This window comes from Marichromatium bheemlicum, from assembly GCF_012276755.1.
GTDB lineage: Bacteria > Pseudomonadota > Gammaproteobacteria > Chromatiales > Chromatiaceae > Marichromatium > Marichromatium bheemlicum.
On the sequence record NZ_JAAXKX010000002.1, the window covers coordinates 145,744 to 162,436 of the forward strand.

The following is a 16,693-nucleotide window of genomic DNA, read 5'->3' on the forward strand; positions in this document are numbered from 1 at the left end:
CATGGCAGATCCGCAGAACATCGACGAGAGCATCGCCTCACTGGTCAAGGCCACCGAATCGATCCTCAACGGCGAGTACGAACGACTCGATATCGACATCGACGCCGAGGGCATGCTCTCGGTGCTGGCGCAGAAGATCAACGCGCTAGTGGTCAATATGAAGAGCGCCGAGACGCCGCTGACCAACGCCGGCGAACAGGCACCGAACGCGGCCAGCCACGCACGCAACGTCATCGAGCTGATGTCACAATCGACCGGCCAGGTCCTCGACAATGCCGACCGACTCTCCCTGGAGATCGAGCAACTCGAGACGCAGCTCCAGACCGAGACGGCAGACCCGACGCACGCCCAACGACTCAGCCAGATCAAGCACCATCTGTTCGACATCGTCGCCTCTCAGTCCTATCAAGACGTCGCCCGCCAGCGCATGGAGCAACTGATCGAGGATCTCGACCAGATCCGCGACTGGCTCGTCGAGGTACTGGTGATCCTCAACATCCAGCACGACAGTTCGCTCGAAAACGTCGAGCAGAAGGCCCAGCTGCTGCGTGATGTCAACGGCTCAAGCACCCCGGCGGCGCTCAAGCAGGACCTCGTCGACGACCTGCTCTCCGAGTTCGGCTTCTAGCCAGACCCCGGCGAGATCGCCCGCCCCTGAGCCAAGGCACGCTCGAGGACCTCGATCAGCGCCGCCCCCGAGATCGGCTTCTGCAGCACCGCCGCAGCCCCCTGCTGTAGCGCACACTGCAGACTCCCGGCATCGATATCCCCCGAGAGCAGGACGACCACCACCCCCGGGGCCCGAGTGCGCAGGGCGCGCTGCAGCTCCAGCCCATCCATCTCCGGCATGCACAGATCGAGCACAGCACAGCCTCGCGCATCCTCGGCAAGCGCACCGAGCAGACCGGCCCCCGAGGCGAAGCTTGCGACCCGGTAACCGGCCAAACGCAACCGCATCGCCAGAGCGCTCCGCAGCGCCGGATCATCGTCGACCAGATAGAGCGGTCCCGCCTCAGCCATGGTCGCCCCGGCGCAATCCCGACCACCGGTGCCGCAGGCCACCCCAGCCCTGCGGTAACCCCACTCGGCCCCATCCCCACGCGATCTTGCGCCTCATCAAGACACCTCGCCCCCTGACCGAATCACCCTCACCGAATCACACGGTGGCATGGCCCGCGACCTGGGCCATTCGCGCGATCGAACAATGGTTGAAAAGCACCAGCCTGCCGGGGCTTATCCACCCAGGCACCACGCCATGACAGCCCGCGCGATACGCTCGTGCAGGCGACTCGACGCCCCCGCGGCCAGGGCGCGACAATGATTTCCACCATTCGCCGCAGGAGCCCCAGATGACACTGCAATCGATCGACCCCGCGACCGGCAACGTCTACGCAACCTTCGCGCCGACCAGCGCCACCGCGCTGGAGCAGGCACTGGCAAGCGCCGAGCGCACCGCCATCACCTGGGCGGCACAACCCCTGACCACGCGACTGGCCCTGCTGCGCGCCCTAGCCCGGCGGCTACGCGCCGAACGCACCCGGCTCGCCCGCCTGATCACCGACGAGATGGGCAAGCTCAGCGCCGAGGCCGAGGCCGAGGCCGAGATCGACAAGTGCGCCCTGGTCTGCGACTACTACGCCGAGCACGCCGCGACCCAGCTTGCCGACATCCCGCTCACGTCCGACGCCAGCCGTAGCCTGCTCGCGCACCAGCCGCTCGGCGTGGTGCTGGCGGTGATGCCCTGGAACTTCCCCTTCTGGCAGGTCTTGCGCTGCGCCGCCCCGGCGCTGGCCGCGGGCAACGTAGTACTACTCAAGCACGCCTCCAACGTGCCGCGCTGCGCGCTGGCGATCGCCGAGCTGTTCACCGCTGTCGACGCACCCGAGGGCGTGTTTCAAACCCTGTTGATCGATGCCGAGACCGCCGAGCAGGTGGTCGCCGATCCACGGGTGCGCGCCGTCAGCCTCACCGGCAGCGAGCGCGCCGGACGCCGGGTGGCGGGGATCGCCGGGGCGAACCTGAAGAAGAGCCTACTCGAGCTCGGCGGCGCCGATGCCTGCGTGATCCTCGAGGACGCCGACCTCGAACGCGCCGCCGAGACCGGCGCCCGGTCGCGCTTCATCAATGCCGGACAGAGCTGCATCGCCGCCAAGCGCTTCATCGTCGTCGAGGCGGTGGCCGATGACTTCGTCGCGCGGCTCCAGTCCCGGGTCGAGGCGCTGGTGCCGGGCGATCCACGCGACCCCGCCACCACGCTCGCGCCGCTGGCGCGCGCGGACCTGCGCGAGACCCTGCACCAGCAGGTCGAGCAGAGTCGCACTGCCGGCGCCGAGCTGCGCTGCGGCGGGCAACCGCAACCGGGACCGGGGTGGTTCTATGCGCCGACCCTGCTCGACCGGGTCGGGCCGGGGATGCCCGCCTATGACGACGAGCTGTTCGGACCGGTGGCGACGGTGATCCGGGTGGCCGACGAGGCCGCGGCACTACGGGTGGCCAACGACTCGCGCTTCGGGCTCGGCGGTAGCGTGTGGAGTGCCGATGCCGCACGCGGCGAGCGCTTCGCCCGCGCCATGGCCTGTGGCGCGGCCTTCGTCAACGGCTTAGTGAAGAGCGATCCGCGCCTGCCCTTCGGCGGAATCAAGGACTCGGGCTATGGTCGCGAACTCGGCGCGCCCGGCATCGCCGAGTTCCTCAATCTCAAGACCCTGTGGATCGCTTGAGCGCCACCGACTCGGCCGCCGCCTGACGAGCGGCGGCCAGACTCACCACCGGTTCGTCGCCGATGACCTCGGCCTGATAGAAGGTGTGTTTGGGGATCACCACCAGGTCGCCGGGTTCGAGCACCAGGCTGCGTTCGCCGATCCCGACCCGCATCCGCCCGCAGATAACCCCATCGATGCGATCGACCCCGTGATCGTGATCGGGCAGAAAGGTCCCTGGGGGATAGATGTCGAGACGGGTCTCGAAGCCGCGCGCCTCGAGCTTGCGCCGCATGCTCGCCTCGGTGAGTGCGCCGTCGCGCTGGGCATGCCAGTGTTCGATCTGCATGATCTGCCCTCCTGTGCCAGGGTGACGGAGCGGTGGCGTCCGCCCCTACCGTGACCTTAGCCAAGCCCCTCACCATTGCAAGGCGGCGGCTGGACTCAGCGCTCCGGGCCTCGCAACCCGTACTTCTGGATGCGATAGCGCAGCGTCTCGCGGGTGGTACCGAGCGCTCGCGCCGTGGCGGTGACGTTGTGACCACTACGCTCGAGCGCGGTGCGGATGATATAGCGGTCCATCTCGGCCAGTGCCATGCTGCCATCGAGCGGGATGACCACCCGATCACCGACGCGCTGCGCCCCCGACGCCGGACGCTCGACCAGGCGATCGAGCTGCATCCACTCGAGCGGGAACACCGGGCCGCGCGCCAACAACACCGCGCGCTCGACGACATTGCGCAGCTCGCGCACATTGCCCGGCCAAGGGTAGTCACGCATGCGCTGGTAGACGATCTCGGGGATATCGCAGACCCGCTGCCCGGAACGGGCGTTGTACTCGGCCACCAGGGCCGGCACCAGCTCCTCGAGATCGTCGAGACGCTCGCGTAGCGGCGGCAGATCGAGCCGAAAGACGCTCAATCGGTGATAGAGATCGCTACGGAAGGCCCCCTCCCGTACCCGCTGCTCGAGATCGCAGTTGCTCGCGGCGATGATCTGCACATCGACGCCGAGGGCACGCTCGCCACCGAGCCGACGCAGCTGCCGATCCTCGATCACGGTCAACAGCTTGGTCTGCAGCTCGAGGTCCATCTCGGCGATCTCGTCGAGGAACAGGGTCCCCTCATGGGCCTGCTCGAGATAACCACGATGACGCCCCTTGGCCCCGGTGAAGGCGCCGGCCTCGTGACCGAAGAGTTCGGACTCGAGCAACTCGCGCGGCAGCGCCGCACAGTTGACCTCGATCATAGGGCCACCGGCCCGTGCTCCGGCGTGGTGGAGAATGCGCGCCACCAGCCCCTTGCCGGTGCCGGTCTCCCCACCGATCACCAGGGCACTGAAGGGCACCTCGGCAAGTCGTGTGATCAGCGCGCGGGTACGACGGGTGACGGCGCTCGAGCCGAGATAGGACGCCGGCGAATAGCGCCGCCCCTCGGCGCTGGCCTGGAGGCGCAGCCGCCGCTGTGCCAAGGCGCTGCGCCGGGCACCGGCGACGACGATCTCCAACCGGTCGAGCGGACAGGGTTTCTCGAGGAAGTCAAAGGCACCCAGGCGCAGCGCCCGCACCGAATCGGCCACCCCGCCATAGCCAGTCAGCAGGATCCACTCCCCCGGCGCGGCACCATTGCGCGCCTGTTCGAGCAGATCGAGGACATTGCCATCGGGGAGACTCATATCGGCGAGGATCACCGCCGGTTCGAACGCCGAGTCGAGCACCAACCCACGGGCGGCAGCGAGCGTCGCCGCACTCTGCACCTCCCACCCCTGCCGCTCGAAATGATGCGACAGTGCCTGTGCGAGATCGGTTTCATCCTCGATGATGAGCAGTGAATCGGCCATCGATGGCACACCCCTGAACGAGACGGCTCCCGCCTCCAGACCAGCCCGCCCCCCTTGACCCTGACGCGGCAGCGAGCACCACAACAGCGGCGACGTTCATCGCTCCCACCCTCGACGGCATCACCACCACAGCACGCTCGACGGAAACGATGGCAGTCGACTCAGTCGACATCCTGCCACAGCAGGTCATCGACCAGCGACAGCTGCATCGCACACCGCTGGTGCGATGCCAGGCCCTGAGCGACCTCAGCCTGCAAGATCGCACGCAACCGGGGCCCGAGCCGGGAGGCGTCCACCACCTGGAATCCCAGGGCGGCATAGAAGGGCGCATTCCAGCCGAGGTCGCGGAAGGTGGTCAGGGTCAGCGCGACACAGTGACGGGCCCGCGCCCAATCCAGCGCGGCTTGCACCAACAACCGACCACCACCTCGACGCTGATGTGAGCGACACACCGCCAGCTGGCAGAGGTGCAGGGTCCGCCCTACCGACTCGGCGCAGAGAAACCCCCAGGGGTCCGGTCGCGCCGAGTCACCGACCACCCAAGAGGTGCCCGCTCGAACCGCCTCCAGGTGTGCTGACACCGACAGCACCGGCGCATCGGCGATCCAGGCCAGCCCGGGGACGGTCCTGAACAACGTGTCCGCGGAGCGCTCGATCTCGGGCAGTGCCTCGATCTCATCGAGGCGCGTCGGCCGGACCCAAAGCGAAGCCACGGCCACCCCTAGTGCCGCGCCCGCTGGCGCAGTCGATCCTGGCGCGCGCGAATGGTCGCGCGCCAGGTCGCACGCCACAACCCCCGGACCCCGAGGGCGAAACACGCCATCCCGAACAGGGTCAGTGACTGCTCGGTCCAGTGCAACGAGGCCGGCTTGGGGTCGGTCATTGCGAGCGAGGGCAGCGCCAGCATCACCATCAGCTCGAGGGTGAACAACACCACCACGCCCCAGCGACGCAGCCGCAACGCTGCGTTCAGCAACAGTGCGCTTACCCCCAGCTTGGCCGACACCGCCAGCAGCAACAGCGGCAACAGCCAGCCGCGCTCGATCCCGAGTAGCTCGACCCGCACCAGGGCGATGCCGGTGATCACCGCCACCGTCCCCAGGACCAGTCGCCAGGGCCGCCGCAAAGGGGCGCGCGCACTCGACCACAGCGCCACGGCCAATAACGTGAAGCCGGGGCCGAGCAGCGGGAAGAGGGCGTTGGCCAGCCAATCGAGATCGACCCCGAGGGCGACCACCAACAGCTTCCAGCTCGCCTTGGCGACACCCGCTGCGAAGACCAGTAACGCACCGAGCCGGGCCATGGCCTGCGCGGGCGCGGCGCGGTCACGCAGATAGCCGAGCAACCACCACAACCCCAGACCGGTGACGAGCACGGGCAACAGGTTGTAGAGCGCAAGGGCGAGAGAGAAATCGTACATCCGAGGGCACATCCATCGCTTGAGATCCCGGTTATTGCACCATGATCTGGTTCAGTTCGCACCGTCAAAGGTCGCGATCAACAGCAATGGGGCCAGGTTCGCAGGGTGCGCGGCACCATGACCAGCCCGGGGTTAGAATGTAGCGCCCAGCCCGCAAGCCGAGACCACCGACCTTGAACCCGCTTAGACGACTCGCCTCGCAGACCGCCATCTATGGTGTCAGCAGTGTCCTCGGACGCTTTCTCAACTATCTGCTGGTACCGCTGCTGACCTACAGCTTCGCGCCCCAGTCCTATGGGGTGGTCGCCGAATTCTACGCCTACATGGGCTTTCTCGCGGTGGTGCTCACCTTCGGCCTGGAGACGGGTTACTTTCGCTTCCGCAACAGCGAGACCTGGGCACCGGAGCGCGTCTACGGCACCGTGGTACAGACGCTACTCGTCGGCAACCTGCTGTTTCTACTCGCCATCTTCTTGGTCAGCGAGCCTCTGGCGGCGCTGTTGCGCCACCCCGAGCACCCCGAGTACATCTGGTGGTGCGCGGCCATCCTCGCCGCCGACGCGCTCGGCGCCGCGGCCTTCGCGCGACTGCGTGCCGAGGAGCGCGCGATGCACTTTGCCGTGATCAAGCTACTCGAGATCGGCGCCAACATCGGGCTGACGGTGTTCTTCGTCGGTCTCTGTCGCCCTGCCTTCGAGCAGGATCCGAACTCGTTCCTGGGGGCGCTGTGGGACCCGGCCATCGGCGTCGGCTATGTCTTCATCGCCAACCTCATCGCCAGCCTGATCAAGCTCGGGTTGCTCGCACCACAGCTACGCGACGGTCTCGGCGGCTTCCAGGGGGAGCTGTTCCGCAGCCTGATCCGCTACTCGGCGCCGATGGTGGTGATCGGCATGGCCGGCATCATCAACGAGATGCTCGATCGCGCCGCGCTCAAGTATCTGCTGCCCTACGACGACGCCACCAACCTCGCCCAGCTCGGCATCTACAGCGCCTGCTACAAGCTCTCGATCCTGATGGCGCTGTTCATCCAGGCCTTCCGTTACGCCGGTGAGCCCTTTTTCTTCGCCTATGCCCGTGAGCACGACGCCCGCACGGTCTACGCCCTGGTGCTCAACTGGTTCGTGATCTGCTGTGTCTTCCTGTTCCTGGTGGTCTCGCTGTTCCTGGAGCTGTTCGGTTACTTCGTCGGCCCCGAGTATCGCGCGGGACTCGACGTGGTCCCGATCCTGCTGATCGCCGGCATGCTGCTCGGGATCTATGTCAATCTATCGATTTGGTACAAGCTCACCGACCGCACCCTGCTCGGCGCCGGGGTCTCGCTGATCGGTGCCGCGATCACGGTGGTATTGCTGTGGTGGTGGGTGCCGATCCACGGCTATGTCGGTGCGGCCTGGGCGCACCTGGTGTGCTACGCAAGCATGGTGGCGCTGTCCTATCTGCTCGGACGGCGCTACTACCCGGTGCCCTACGAGGTCGGGCGGGTGCTCGGCTATCTCGCCTTCGGCATCGGGCTCTATCTGCTCGGCGAATGGCTGACCGAGACGCGGGGCTGGTCGTCGGTGGCGGTGGGCGCAACCATCCTGGCGGGATTCATCGCGGTGGTGGCGGCGACCGATGGCCGCCGCCTGCTGCGCCGGACGGCGCGGACTTGAGGGCCCGGCAACCCGTCCGGCTGGGGCGGGATCAGAACTCCTCTTCGCCGCCGAAGTCGTCGAAGAAGGCGCCCTCGTCCTCGGGCATCGCCTCCATCGGGTCCTGCATCATCTCCGGCTCCATCGGCATCTCCGGCTCGGCGGGGATGTCGGCGGCCTCGGCGTCGTCGGCGAACATGCCGGCGATGGCGTTACCAAGCAGCACGCCACCGGCCACGCCCATCGCGGTCTGCGCCGCACCGGCGAGGAAACCACCGCCGCCACCAGCCTGCCCCTGCTGGAAGGGCGCCGCGCCCTGGCCCTGCGGCTGCGCGCCACGCCCGGCACCCCAGCCACCGCCACTCGACTGACGCGGCTGGCGGGCGGGCGCCTGCTGTTGTTGCTGGGCGCCGCCGCCGAACAGACCGCCGAGGAAACCACCGCTACTCTGCTGCGGGCGCTCGGCAAGCTGCTTCTCGAGTTCCTCGACACGCCCCTGCAGATTCTTGAGTGCGTGTTCCTGCACCAACACCGCCTGGGCCATCAGGTAGGGCGCCGCCGGCTGGCGGGCGATCATGTCGTGGATCAGCTTCTCGGCCTCGGGATCACGCTGACCGGACTGGGTCTCGGCCTGCTGCAGGCGCTGAAACAGCCCCTCGATCGCGGATTGGTCCTGTGCATTCATCTTGCGGATTACCTCTTGATGTTCTTGTGGTGGTCGCACACCGTCGATTGACGGGGCCCTCCACTGCCAGTGACAACAGAGTGTAAGACAAGGTTTCGATCAATATAATTCGAATCTTTTCCAGATCAGATATCGAAAAAAACGAACAGAAGGCGATGCGCGGGAGCAATTACAAGCATCTTTACTACTTCTGGATGGTCGCCAAGGAGGGAGGCGTGGTCCGCGCCGCCGAGGCACTGCACCTCACCCCGCAGACCATCAGCGGCCAGCTGCGGGTGCTCGAGGAGCAGCTCGGCACCCGGCTGTTCGATCGTCGCGGCCGGGGTCTGACCCTGACCGAGACCGGTCGTCTGGCCTTCAACTTCGCCGACGAGATCTTCCGCCTCGGCGCAGAGATGGAGGAGGCGCTGCAAGGACGCACCAGTGGCCGACCGCTGCAGTTCACCGTTGGGGTAGTCGACGTGGTACCGAAGATGGTCGCCTACCGGCTGCTGGAGCCGGCGCTGCACCTAGCCGAACCGGTGCGCATCCACTGTCGCGAGGGCAAGCTCGAGGCGTTGCTCGCCGACATCGCGGTGCACAAGCTCGACATGGTGCTCGCCGACACCCCACTGGCCGGGGCGCTCAACGTCCGCGCCTTCAACCACCCCCTCGGCGAGTGCGGCATCACCTTCTTCGCCGCCCCGGCGCTCGCCGAGCGCTACCGTGCTGGCTTCCCACAATCGCTGCACCAGGCACCGATGCTGATCCCGGCGCTCAACACCGCGCTACGCGGCGCGCTGATGCAGTGGCTCGACCAGCTCGACATCCGCCCACGGATCGTCGGCGAGTTCGAGGACCGGGCGCTGATGCAGGCCTTCGGCCAGGCCGGTGTCGGGGTCTTCGTCTCGCCCAGCGTGATCGCCGAGGAGACCCGACGCCAGCACGGGGTCGAGACGATCGGCGCAACCGAGGCGGTGCGCGAGCGCTACTACGCGATCTCCGCCGAGCGCCGCCTGCGCCATCCCGCCGTCGTCGCCGTCAGCCAGGCCGCGCGCCTGGAACTCTTCCAGGCGGAGACCGAGGGCGGCTGAGGCCAGCGGCCAAAAGGTTGAACCGCAAAGGTTGAACCGCAAAGCCACAAAGGACGCCAAGGGGGGGCGGGAGGAAGGCCTTCAGTCCCTAGCGGGCAAAGCACAGGGCGCCCACCGAAGGTGAGCGGCGAGGTTCGTCGGTAGGCGGCGTCGTCGATGTCGCCGCCTACCCGGCATACCACTGTTCTCTCCTTCGCGATCTTGGCGGCTTTAAAGGTTGAACCACAAAGTCGCAAAGGACGCTAAGGGGGGCGGGAGGAAGGCCTTCAGTCCCTAGCGGGCAAAGCACAGGGCGCCCACCGAAGGTGAGCGGCGAGGTTCGTCGGTAGGCGGCGACGTCGATGTCGCCGCCTACCCGGCATACCGCTGTTCTCTCCTTCGCGATCTTGGCGGCTTTAAAGGTTGAACCACAAAGTCGCAAAGGACGCCAAGGGGGGGCGGGAGAAAGGCCTTCAGTCCCTAGCGGGCAAAGCACAGGGCGCCCACCGAAGGTGAGCGGCGAGGTTCGTCGGTAGGCGGCGATGTCGATGTCACCGCCAACCCGGCATACCGCTGTTCTCTCCTTCGCGATCTTGGCGGCTTTAAAGGTTGAACCACAAAGTCGCAAAGGACGCCAAGGGGGGGCGGGAGAAAGGCCTTCAGTCCCTAGCGGGCAAAGCACAGGGCGCCCACCGAAGGTGAGCGGCGAGGTTCGTCGGTAGGCGTCAACGTCGATGTCGACGCCTACCCGGCATACCGCTGTTCTCTCCTTCGCGATCTTTGCGGCTTTGCGGTTCGACGCTCTCCTGCGATGGCGACTGGCGACTGAGCAGCGTTCCCCGGATAATGCCCCGGTTTCCGCTGACCGTATTGACCGAGACCCCGCATGTCCGACCCGATCCGTTCGTCCCGCACTGGTCACCTGCGCGCGCTGCCCTTGCTGCCACTGCTCTGGGGGGCAGGAGGCGCCCAAGCGCAGTCCCCCGCAACGCTCAGCGCCGATGCCGGCGAGCTATTTGACCAAGGTTTCTTCCTCACCTTGGGCTTCTCCTTCATGGTCGGGCTGGCGCTCGGCTTCGCGCTCAAGTTCGCCTTCAAGGTGGCGCTGGTGGTGGGCGGGTTGATCTTGATCGCCCTGGTCGGGCTGCAATCGATCGGCGTGGTGGAGATCAACTGGGCCGGGCTCGAGGGGCACTACGATACCTGGAGCGCTTGGACCAGCGCACACGCCCAGGCACTCTTCGACCTGATCGCGGCCAATCTCTCCGGGACTGCGGCCTTCCTCGCTGGGCTCGCCGCCGGACTCAAGCTTTGAGCACAGTCGCACCGATGTCATGGTTCATGGGTCTTACGCCGGACGCTCGAACAGATAGTGCCCGACGTACCACTCTTGGCCGTGGCGGAAGGCGAACAACTCGGCGCAGGCCATGAAGAACAGCCGCCAACGTTGCCACCACAACGCCGCCCCTACCCCATAGGTCTGCTCGAATACCGGCCATAGCCGCTCGCGGGCACCGTCCATGCGCGCCAGCCAGGCCTCGAGGGTATGCGCATAATGCAGACCGTTCCAGCGCCAGCGATCGATCAGGTGCAGCCGCTCCTGGAAGTACAGCGGCAGATCGTCGCTCGGCATCAGCCCGCCGGCGAAGAAGTACCGACTCATCCAGTCGTCGACCCCCTCCTCCTCGAATAGGTAGGGGTGGTCACGGTGACAGAAGACATGCATCAGCATCCATCCACCGGGGATCAACCAGTCGTGGATACGACCGAGCAGCCGGCGATGATTGCGCATGTGCTCGAACATCTCCAGCGAGACCACGCGGTCATAGCGCCCGGAGGGCTGGAAGTCGTTGATGTCAGCGGTGATCACCTCGAAGCGCTGGTGATCGAGCCCCCGCCGCTCGCGCTCGGCCTCGATGAAGCGGCGCTGGGCGTGTGAATTGGAGACAGCGGTGATATGACAGCCCGGCAGATGCTCGGCCAGATAGAGGCTGAAGGCCCCCAGCCACAACCGAGCTCGAGCACGCGCTGCCCCTCGACGATCCCGGCTCGCTCCAAGGTCACGGCCAGTGAGGCGTCCTCGGCCCGTTCGAGCCGGTCGATCCCTTCGGGCCAGTAGCAACAGCTGTACTTGCGCCGCGGCCCGAGCACGGTCGCGAAGAAGTTCACCGGCAGCTCGTAGTGCTGTTCGTTGGCGCGCTGGGGCACCTCGGCGATGGCTGCGGCATCCATCTGCGCGATCAGCGCACGCTGCTGTGCCAGCGCCGTCTCGCAATCGTCCTGCGGCAGGCTCGCCAGGCGCCGACGTAACAGCGCACGGATGCCGCTGCGCGTCAATCCATCCGGGACCCAGCCCTGTTCGACCCACCGAATCGCCGTCGCTGTCGCATTGAACATCTGCCCCCCCGACACGGGTCACGCTATGGCCATACCTTCAGGTATCGACGCCGCGGAGCAGACACAAGACGCCGCCGACAATCAGCCGCGCAACACTCGCCCGGTCAGCGCATCACGGATGGTCGAGGGGCGCTCGGCGCCGACACAGGCGCCGTAGAGGATATGGTCTGGCCCATCATCGGCAAGCGCCAGGCGCAGCACGCGGGCATCGCGTGCCGGGGGGTGATCGGCGCGGTTAGCGCTGGTCGAGACGATGGCACCACCATAGGCGCGACACAGCGCTGCAGCCAGTGGATGCGCGGTGACCCGGACGGCCAGGGTGGAGAAGCGACCAGTGAGCCAGTCAGGGGTGTCCGGACGCGCCGGCAGCAGCCACGTGTTGGGACCGGGCCAGCTCGCCCGGACCTCGCGCATGCGCGCGACATCGAGCGGCTCGACATAGGACTCGAGCTGGGCGAAGTCGGCGGCGATCAGGATCAACCCCTTGGCCGGATCACGCTGCTTGATTTCGAGGATCCGCGCCACGGCCGCACCATCGCGCGGCTCACAACCGAGCCCGTAGACGGCCTCGGTGGGATAGGCCACTACCGCTCCGGCACGCAGCCAGGCGGCGGCGAGTCGGACGCGATGACGCTGGGCCGGTGGCAACTCGGTGGTCACTCGGTCTCACCCGTGGCCGTTGACGGCTCGACCGGGGCACGGTACCCACACTCCTTCTGCGGGCAGACCTTGGCCGCGCCCTTGGTCTTGGTCACCTTGAGGGTGAGCACCGGCCAACCACAACGCGGACAGGGCTCGTCGAGCGGCTGGTCCCAGACCGCGTAGTCGCACTTGGGATAGGTCGAGCAGGAATAGAATACCTTGCCGCGGCGCGACTTCTTCTTCTGCAGGGTGCCCTTGCCGCACTTGGGACAGGGCACGCCGGTGTCCTCGGGTTTCTCCAGCGGCTCGATGTGGCGGCACTTGGGGTAGGCGCTGCAGCCGATGAACTTGCCATAGCGCCCGCGCTTGATCTCCAGCGGTGAGCCGCACTCGGGACAGCTGCGCCCCTCGACCACATCGGGGGCCTCGGCCTCACCCTGGTCGGGGTTGAGGTCGCGGGTGTAGTCGCAGTCGGGATAGTTGGTGCAACCGATGAAGCGACCATTGCGCCCGAGCCGGATCGAGAGCTGACCGCCGCACTTGGGGCAGGTCTCGTCGATACGCTCCTGGGTCACGTCACTGCGCTTGACGTTGGCCTGGGTATGATCGACCTGTTCCTTGAAGGGCTTCCAGAAGCGCTCGAGGATCGGGATCCAATCGACCTCACCGCGCGAGATGGCATCGAGGTCGTCCTCGAGCCGGGCGGTGAAGTCGTAGTCGACATAGGAGGTGAAATACTCGGTGAGGAAGCGGTTGACCACCCGCCCGACATCCGTCGGCAGGAAGCGCTTCTTGTCGAGCACCACGTACTCGCGATCCTGCAGCGTGGAGATGATGGTGGCATAGGTCGAGGGACGACCGATGCCGAACTCCTCCAGCGCCTTGACCAACGAGGCCTCGGTATAGCGTGGCGGCGGCTCGGTGAAGTGCTGCTCCGGGCGGATCCCGAGCAGAGTCACGTGATCGCCCTCGTTCATCTCCGGGAGCATCCGCTCCTCGTCGTCGTCCCCGCCCTTGGCGTCGTCGCGCCCCTCGAGATAGACCCGCATGAAGCCGGGTTCGGCGACCATCGAGCCGGTGGCGCGAAACAGGTTGCCATCACCGGCGCTGAGATCGACCGCGACCTGGTTGATCAACGCATGGGCCATCTGGCAGGCCAGGGTGCGCTTCCAGATCAGCTCGTAGAGACGCTGCTGCTCCTGGTTGAGATAGGGCCTGAGCGAGGCCGGGTCGCGCAGCACCGAGGTCGGGCGCACCGCCTCATGGGCCTCCTGGGCGTTCTTCGACTTGGTCTTGAAGAAGCGCGGCTGCGGCGGCAGGTGATCGGCGCCGTAGCGATCGGCAACGCATTGACGGATCTCCTCGAGCGCCTCCTGGGCGAGGTTGACCGAGTCGGTACGCATGTAGGTGATCAGACCGACGGCACCGGCGCCGACGTCGACACCCTCGTAGAGCTGCTGAGCCACGCGCATGGTGCGCTGGGCGGTGAAGCCGAGCTTGCGCGCGGCCTCCTGCTGCAGGGTGGAGGTGGTGAAGGGCGGCGCCGGGTGACGCTTGCGCTGCTTGCGCTTGACCGACTCGACCACCAAGGTGCCGGCGGCGGCCTGTTCGAGCTGCTGGCGCACCGTCTCGGCGCGTTCGCCGTCGGTGATCGAGAACTGCTCGACTTTGGCCCCTTCGAACTGGATCAGCTTGGCGACGAAACGCTTGGCGTCCTTGTCCGCGTCGGCCTCGATGGTCCAGTACTCCTGGCGCTCGAAGCGCTCGATTTCGGCCTCGCGCTCGCAGATCAGGCGCAGCGCCGGGCTCTGCACCCGCCCCGCCGAGAGCCCCCGACGGATCTTCTTCCACAACAACGGGGACAGGTTAAAGCCGACCAGATAGTCGAGCGCCCGCCGCGCCTGCTGCGCGTTGACCATGTCGAGTGAGAGTTCGCGGGGGTGGGCCACCGCCTCCTGCACCGCACGCTTGGTGATCTCGTTGAACACCACCCGGTACACGGTACGCTCACCGAGCTGGCGACGGTTCCTGAGCAACTCGTAAAGGTGCCAGGAGATCGCCTCACCCTCGCGGTCGGGGTCGGTGGCCAGATACAGGGCATCGGCCACCTTGAGCTTCTTGGCGATGGTCTGGACGTGTTTCTCGTTGCGTTCGATCACCTGGTACTTCATCGCGAAGCCTTGCTCGGGATCGACCGCACCCTCCTTCGGCACCAGATCGCGGACATGGCCGTAAGAGGCGACCACGTCGAAGTCCGGGCCGAGGTATTTCTTGATGGTCTTTGCCTTCGCAGGTGATTCGACGATAACGAGATTCATCTGTGGTCTTGGTCGGCCATTGTGGGTGTGACGGAGGCCCCAGCCGGGGATACCGGCCATCGGGGTCGAAGCGGTGGCCGCCCCTGACCCGATGGCCAGGGTGCGGCGGCGTGGCCGATGCGCAACGGTTGGCTGCCGCACCGGGACGGGCACGCGGAGAGTGCCGACGCCGGGGTCAGACCAGCGTGGGACGCTGGCAGTTTAGCGGTGCGCTCAGAGTCCCCACAAGGGGGACAGAGCACAGCCGCTGCCCGATGTCGGGCCGCGACCCGGTACAACGCCCGTCAGTGAAGATAGACCTGTCCCTCTTCATAGACCATCTCCTCCATCTGGGTGAAGGCATCCTCGCGACCGGGGCGGTTCATCAGCACCAGCAGCACCACCCACTTGACCTCATCGGCCGTCACCAGCAACGCATCGAGTGCCACCAACCGGTCGATCACCAGCTCGCGACTGAGAGGGTCGAGGATCCCGTTCTGCTCCAGCGACAACAGCAAGCCACGCGCCTCGACGTCGAGCTTGACACACTCCTGCTCGGCGTAGATGCGAATCGCGCCGACCATGTGGTCTTGATACTGCGGGGCCTCGACCTCGGCGGCCAGCTCGTCGAGCCAACGCAGCGCCTTCTCGATCTCATCGCCGGTGAAACCGGCCTCGGAGAGTTCATCCTCGAGCGCGCGCTGGTCGACGGGGGGCTGTGCCTCACCGTCCATATAGTTCTCGTAGAGATAGATCAGAACATCGACCATGTTTTCGTACATCAGCCAACCTCGTGGGCGGCGCCAGCCAGGAGCTGGCGGAAAGCGGCGCCGGCATTGCGCCTCGGGGGATCGTCACTGGCCTCGCGACGTGCCGCTCACCCGGACGCCGGCGCATCATCGCGGTCGGTGGCGTCGCGACGACAATAGCGACCCCCCGGCAGCGATGATACATGAGCGTCAAGCTCCAGGACCAACAAGGTAGAGAGGATGCATTGGGCCGACAACCCAGTGCGCTCGCTGAGTTCATCGGGCGCGACCGGATCCCGCCCCATCGCCGCCAGCACCTGCACGGCGGTGTCATCGAGCCCGGCCAGCGGTGCCGATCCGACCGACGGCGACCCACCGTCGGCGAGGGGCGCGATCAAGGCACGCAACTGCGGCGCCAGCTCGACGAGCACCTCCTGCGCCTCCTCGACCAGCCGTGCGCCATCGCGAATCAGCGCGTGACAGCCACGTGCCAGCGGGTTGCGCACCGAGCCCGGCACCGCGAACACCTCGCGCCCCTGCTCGAGGGCGAGCCGGGCGGTGATCAGCGAACCGCTCTTGAGCGCCGCCTCGGTGACCAGCACCCCCAGTGACAGGCCACTGATCAAGCGGTTGCGTCTGGGGAAGTTGTGCGCCAAGGGCTCGACCCCGGGCGGGAACTCGCTGACCAGCGCACCGTTGTCGGCGATGCGGTGGGCAAGATCGCGATGCGCAGCCGGATAGACCCGATCCGGGCCGGTGCCGAGCACCGCGATGGTACGACCGCGCTCGAGTGCACCACGATGCGCCGCGGCATCGACACCGGCGGCCAGCCCACTGGTCACCACCAGCCCGTAACCGGCCAGCTCACGAGCAAAGGCCTGGGTGAGTTCGGTGCCGCCGGGGGTCGGATTGCGGCTCCCGACGATGGCCAGCTGGGCCTCGGCGAGCAACGTCGGGTCGCCGCGGACATAGAGCAGCGGCGGCGCATCATCGAGCTGGGAGAGACGCTCGGGATAACGCGGATCGTCACGAGTGAGCACCCAGGCGCGTGGCTGCTCGGCCCAGCGCAACACCCGCTCGATCGGCTCTCGTGCCGGGTTGGCCAAGGCCGCGATCGTCTCCGGACGCAACCCGGCGGCACTGAGCTGACGCGCCGGTTGGGCCAGCACCGCCTGCGGATCGCCATAGCGCGCGACCAGGGCGGCGGCGGTGCGCGGCCCGATCCCTGGGGCATTGAGTAGGGCCAGCCAGGCCTCAAGCGCGGGCGGTGTCACCGCAG

The 16,693-nt window shown here is 66.8% G+C and carries 15 protein-coding genes and 1 pseudogene; 5 read left to right on the forward strand and 11 right to left on the reverse strand.

The window, feature by feature from the left end; genetic code table 11:
- Position 1: 1 nt before the first annotated feature.
- A complete protein-coding gene (locus HF203_RS02240) occupies positions 2–628 on the forward strand; it encodes a protein phosphatase CheZ (RefSeq protein ID WP_168666174.1) in 627 nt (208 codons plus the stop codon).
- Here HF203_RS02240 and HF203_RS02245 read toward each other — a convergent pair.
- Positions 625–1,020, reverse strand: coding sequence for a response regulator transcription factor (locus HF203_RS02245; protein WP_168666176.1), 396 nt, complete (start codon positions 1,018–1,020; stop codon positions 625–627). The two genes, HF203_RS02240 and HF203_RS02245, sit on opposite strands and share 4 nt — an antisense overlap.
- A 329-nt stretch (positions 1,021–1,349) precedes the next feature.
- On the opposite strand from HF203_RS02245, the gene HF203_RS02250 reads away from it, so the two are divergent.
- Positions 1,350–2,720, forward strand: a complete 1,371-nt coding sequence (locus tag HF203_RS02250; protein ID WP_168666178.1) for an NAD-dependent succinate-semialdehyde dehydrogenase — start codon at positions 1,350–1,352, stop codon at positions 2,718–2,720.
- Here HF203_RS02250 and HF203_RS02255 read toward each other — a convergent pair.
- The 4 genes from HF203_RS02255 to HF203_RS02270 form a co-directional block, all read right to left on the reverse strand.
- Positions 2,698–3,048 (reverse strand): cupin domain-containing protein, encoded by a 351-nt coding sequence (locus HF203_RS02255; RefSeq protein WP_168666180.1) that lies wholly within the window; start codon positions 3,046–3,048, stop codon positions 2,698–2,700. The genes HF203_RS02250 and HF203_RS02255 overlap by 23 nt on opposite strands.
- A gap of 95 nt (positions 3,049–3,143) precedes the next feature.
- On the reverse strand, positions 3,144–4,538 hold the full coding sequence (locus HF203_RS02260; protein ID WP_168666182.1) for a sigma-54-dependent transcriptional regulator: 1,395 nt from the start codon (positions 4,536–4,538) through the stop codon (positions 3,144–3,146).
- Positions 4,539–4,699: 161 nt separating this feature from the next.
- On the reverse strand, positions 4,700–5,251 hold the full coding sequence (locus HF203_RS02265) for a GNAT family N-acetyltransferase (RefSeq protein WP_210424593.1): 552 nt from the start codon (positions 5,249–5,251) through the stop codon (positions 4,700–4,702).
- An 8-nt stretch (positions 5,252–5,259) separates the two neighbouring features.
- A complete protein-coding gene (locus HF203_RS02270) occupies positions 5,260–5,958 on the reverse strand; it encodes a hypothetical protein (RefSeq protein WP_168666184.1) in 699 nt (232 codons plus the stop codon).
- 173 nt (positions 5,959–6,131) lie between these two features.
- On the opposite strand from HF203_RS02270, the gene HF203_RS02275 reads away from it, so the two are divergent.
- Positions 6,132–7,613 carry a lipopolysaccharide biosynthesis protein gene (locus tag HF203_RS02275; RefSeq protein ID WP_168666186.1) on the forward strand — a complete coding sequence of 494 codons (1,482 nt, stop codon included), beginning with the start codon at positions 6,132–6,134 and terminating at the stop codon, positions 7,611–7,613.
- 31 nt (positions 7,614–7,644) lie between these two features.
- On the opposite strand, the gene HF203_RS02280 is transcribed toward HF203_RS02275, so the two are convergent.
- The gene (locus HF203_RS02280) at positions 7,645–8,277 is read right to left on the reverse strand and encodes a DUF2076 domain-containing protein (RefSeq protein ID WP_168666188.1); all 633 of its coding nucleotides are present in this window, start codon (positions 8,275–8,277) and stop codon (positions 7,645–7,647) included.
- Between the two features lie 155 nt (positions 8,278–8,432).
- Between HF203_RS02280 and nhaR the strand changes: the two genes are divergently transcribed.
- Positions 8,433–9,350, forward strand: coding sequence for a transcriptional activator NhaR (gene nhaR / locus HF203_RS02285; protein ID WP_168666190.1), 918 nt, complete (start codon positions 8,433–8,435; stop codon positions 9,348–9,350).
- 865 nt (positions 9,351–10,215) lie between these two features.
- Positions 10,216–10,644 carry an FUN14 domain-containing protein gene (locus tag HF203_RS02290; protein WP_168666191.1) on the forward strand — a complete coding sequence of 143 codons (429 nt, stop codon included), beginning with the start codon at positions 10,216–10,218 and terminating at the stop codon, positions 10,642–10,644.
- A gap of 33 nt (positions 10,645–10,677) precedes the next feature.
- Here HF203_RS02290 and HF203_RS02295 read toward each other — a convergent pair.
- The 5 genes and pseudogenes from HF203_RS02295 to dprA form a co-directional block, all read right to left on the reverse strand.
- A pseudogene (locus tag HF203_RS02295) lies at positions 10,678–11,726 on the reverse strand (SAM-dependent methyltransferase).
- Positions 11,727–11,807: 81 nt separating this feature from the next.
- Positions 11,808–12,386, reverse strand: a complete 579-nt coding sequence (tsaC, locus tag HF203_RS02300) for an L-threonylcarbamoyladenylate synthase type 1 TsaC (protein ID WP_168666193.1) — start codon at positions 12,384–12,386, stop codon at positions 11,808–11,810.
- Positions 12,383–14,686, reverse strand: coding sequence for a type I DNA topoisomerase (gene topA / locus HF203_RS02305; RefSeq protein ID WP_168666195.1), 2,304 nt, complete (start codon positions 14,684–14,686; stop codon positions 12,383–12,385). Before topA ends, tsaC begins: the two co-directional genes overlap by 4 nt.
- 284 nt (positions 14,687–14,970) lie before the next feature.
- Positions 14,971–15,447, reverse strand: coding sequence for a Smg family protein (locus HF203_RS02310; protein ID WP_168666197.1), 477 nt, complete (start codon positions 15,445–15,447; stop codon positions 14,971–14,973).
- Between the two features lie 95 nt (positions 15,448–15,542).
- The gene (gene dprA / locus HF203_RS02315; protein ID WP_168666199.1) at positions 15,543–16,688 is read right to left on the reverse strand and encodes a DNA-processing protein DprA; all 1,146 of its coding nucleotides are present in this window, start codon (positions 16,686–16,688) and stop codon (positions 15,543–15,545) included.
- Between the last annotated feature and the right edge of the window lie 5 nt (positions 16,689–16,693).

What these genes read in the sequence shown, in the direction of transcription:
- HF203_RS02260 (WP_168666182.1), bottom strand. Translation starts at nt 4,538, where the DNA reads ATGGCCGATTCACTGCTCATCATCGAGGATGAAACCGATCTCGCACAG.
- HF203_RS02250 (WP_168666178.1), top strand. Translation starts at nt 1,350, where the DNA reads ATGACACTGCAATCGATCGACCCCGCGACCGGCAACGTCTACGCAACC.
- HF203_RS02240 (WP_168666174.1), top strand. Translation starts at nt 2, where the DNA reads ATGGCAGATCCGCAGAACATCGACGAGAGCATCGCCTCACTGGTCAAG.
- HF203_RS02310 (WP_168666197.1), bottom strand. Translation starts at nt 15,447, where the DNA reads ATGTACGAAAACATGGTCGATGTTCTGATCTATCTCTACGAGAACTAT.
- HF203_RS02255 (WP_168666180.1), bottom strand. Translation starts at nt 3,048, where the DNA reads ATGCAGATCGAACACTGGCATGCCCAGCGCGACGGCGCACTCACCGAG.
- HF203_RS02280 (WP_168666188.1), bottom strand. Translation starts at nt 8,277, where the DNA reads ATGAATGCACAGGACCAATCCGCGATCGAGGGGCTGTTTCAGCGCCTG.
- HF203_RS02290 (WP_168666191.1), top strand. Translation starts at nt 10,216, where the DNA reads ATGTCCGACCCGATCCGTTCGTCCCGCACTGGTCACCTGCGCGCGCTG.
- HF203_RS02245 (WP_168666176.1), bottom strand. Translation starts at nt 1,020, where the DNA reads ATGGCTGAGGCGGGACCGCTCTATCTGGTCGACGATGATCCGGCGCTG.
- nhaR (WP_168666190.1), top strand. Translation starts at nt 8,433, where the DNA reads ATGCGCGGGAGCAATTACAAGCATCTTTACTACTTCTGGATGGTCGCC.
- topA (WP_168666195.1), bottom strand. Translation starts at nt 14,686, where the DNA reads ATGAATCTCGTTATCGTCGAATCACCTGCGAAGGCAAAGACCATCAAG.
- HF203_RS02270 (WP_168666184.1), bottom strand. Translation starts at nt 5,958, where the DNA reads ATGTACGATTTCTCTCTCGCCCTTGCGCTCTACAACCTGTTGCCCGTG.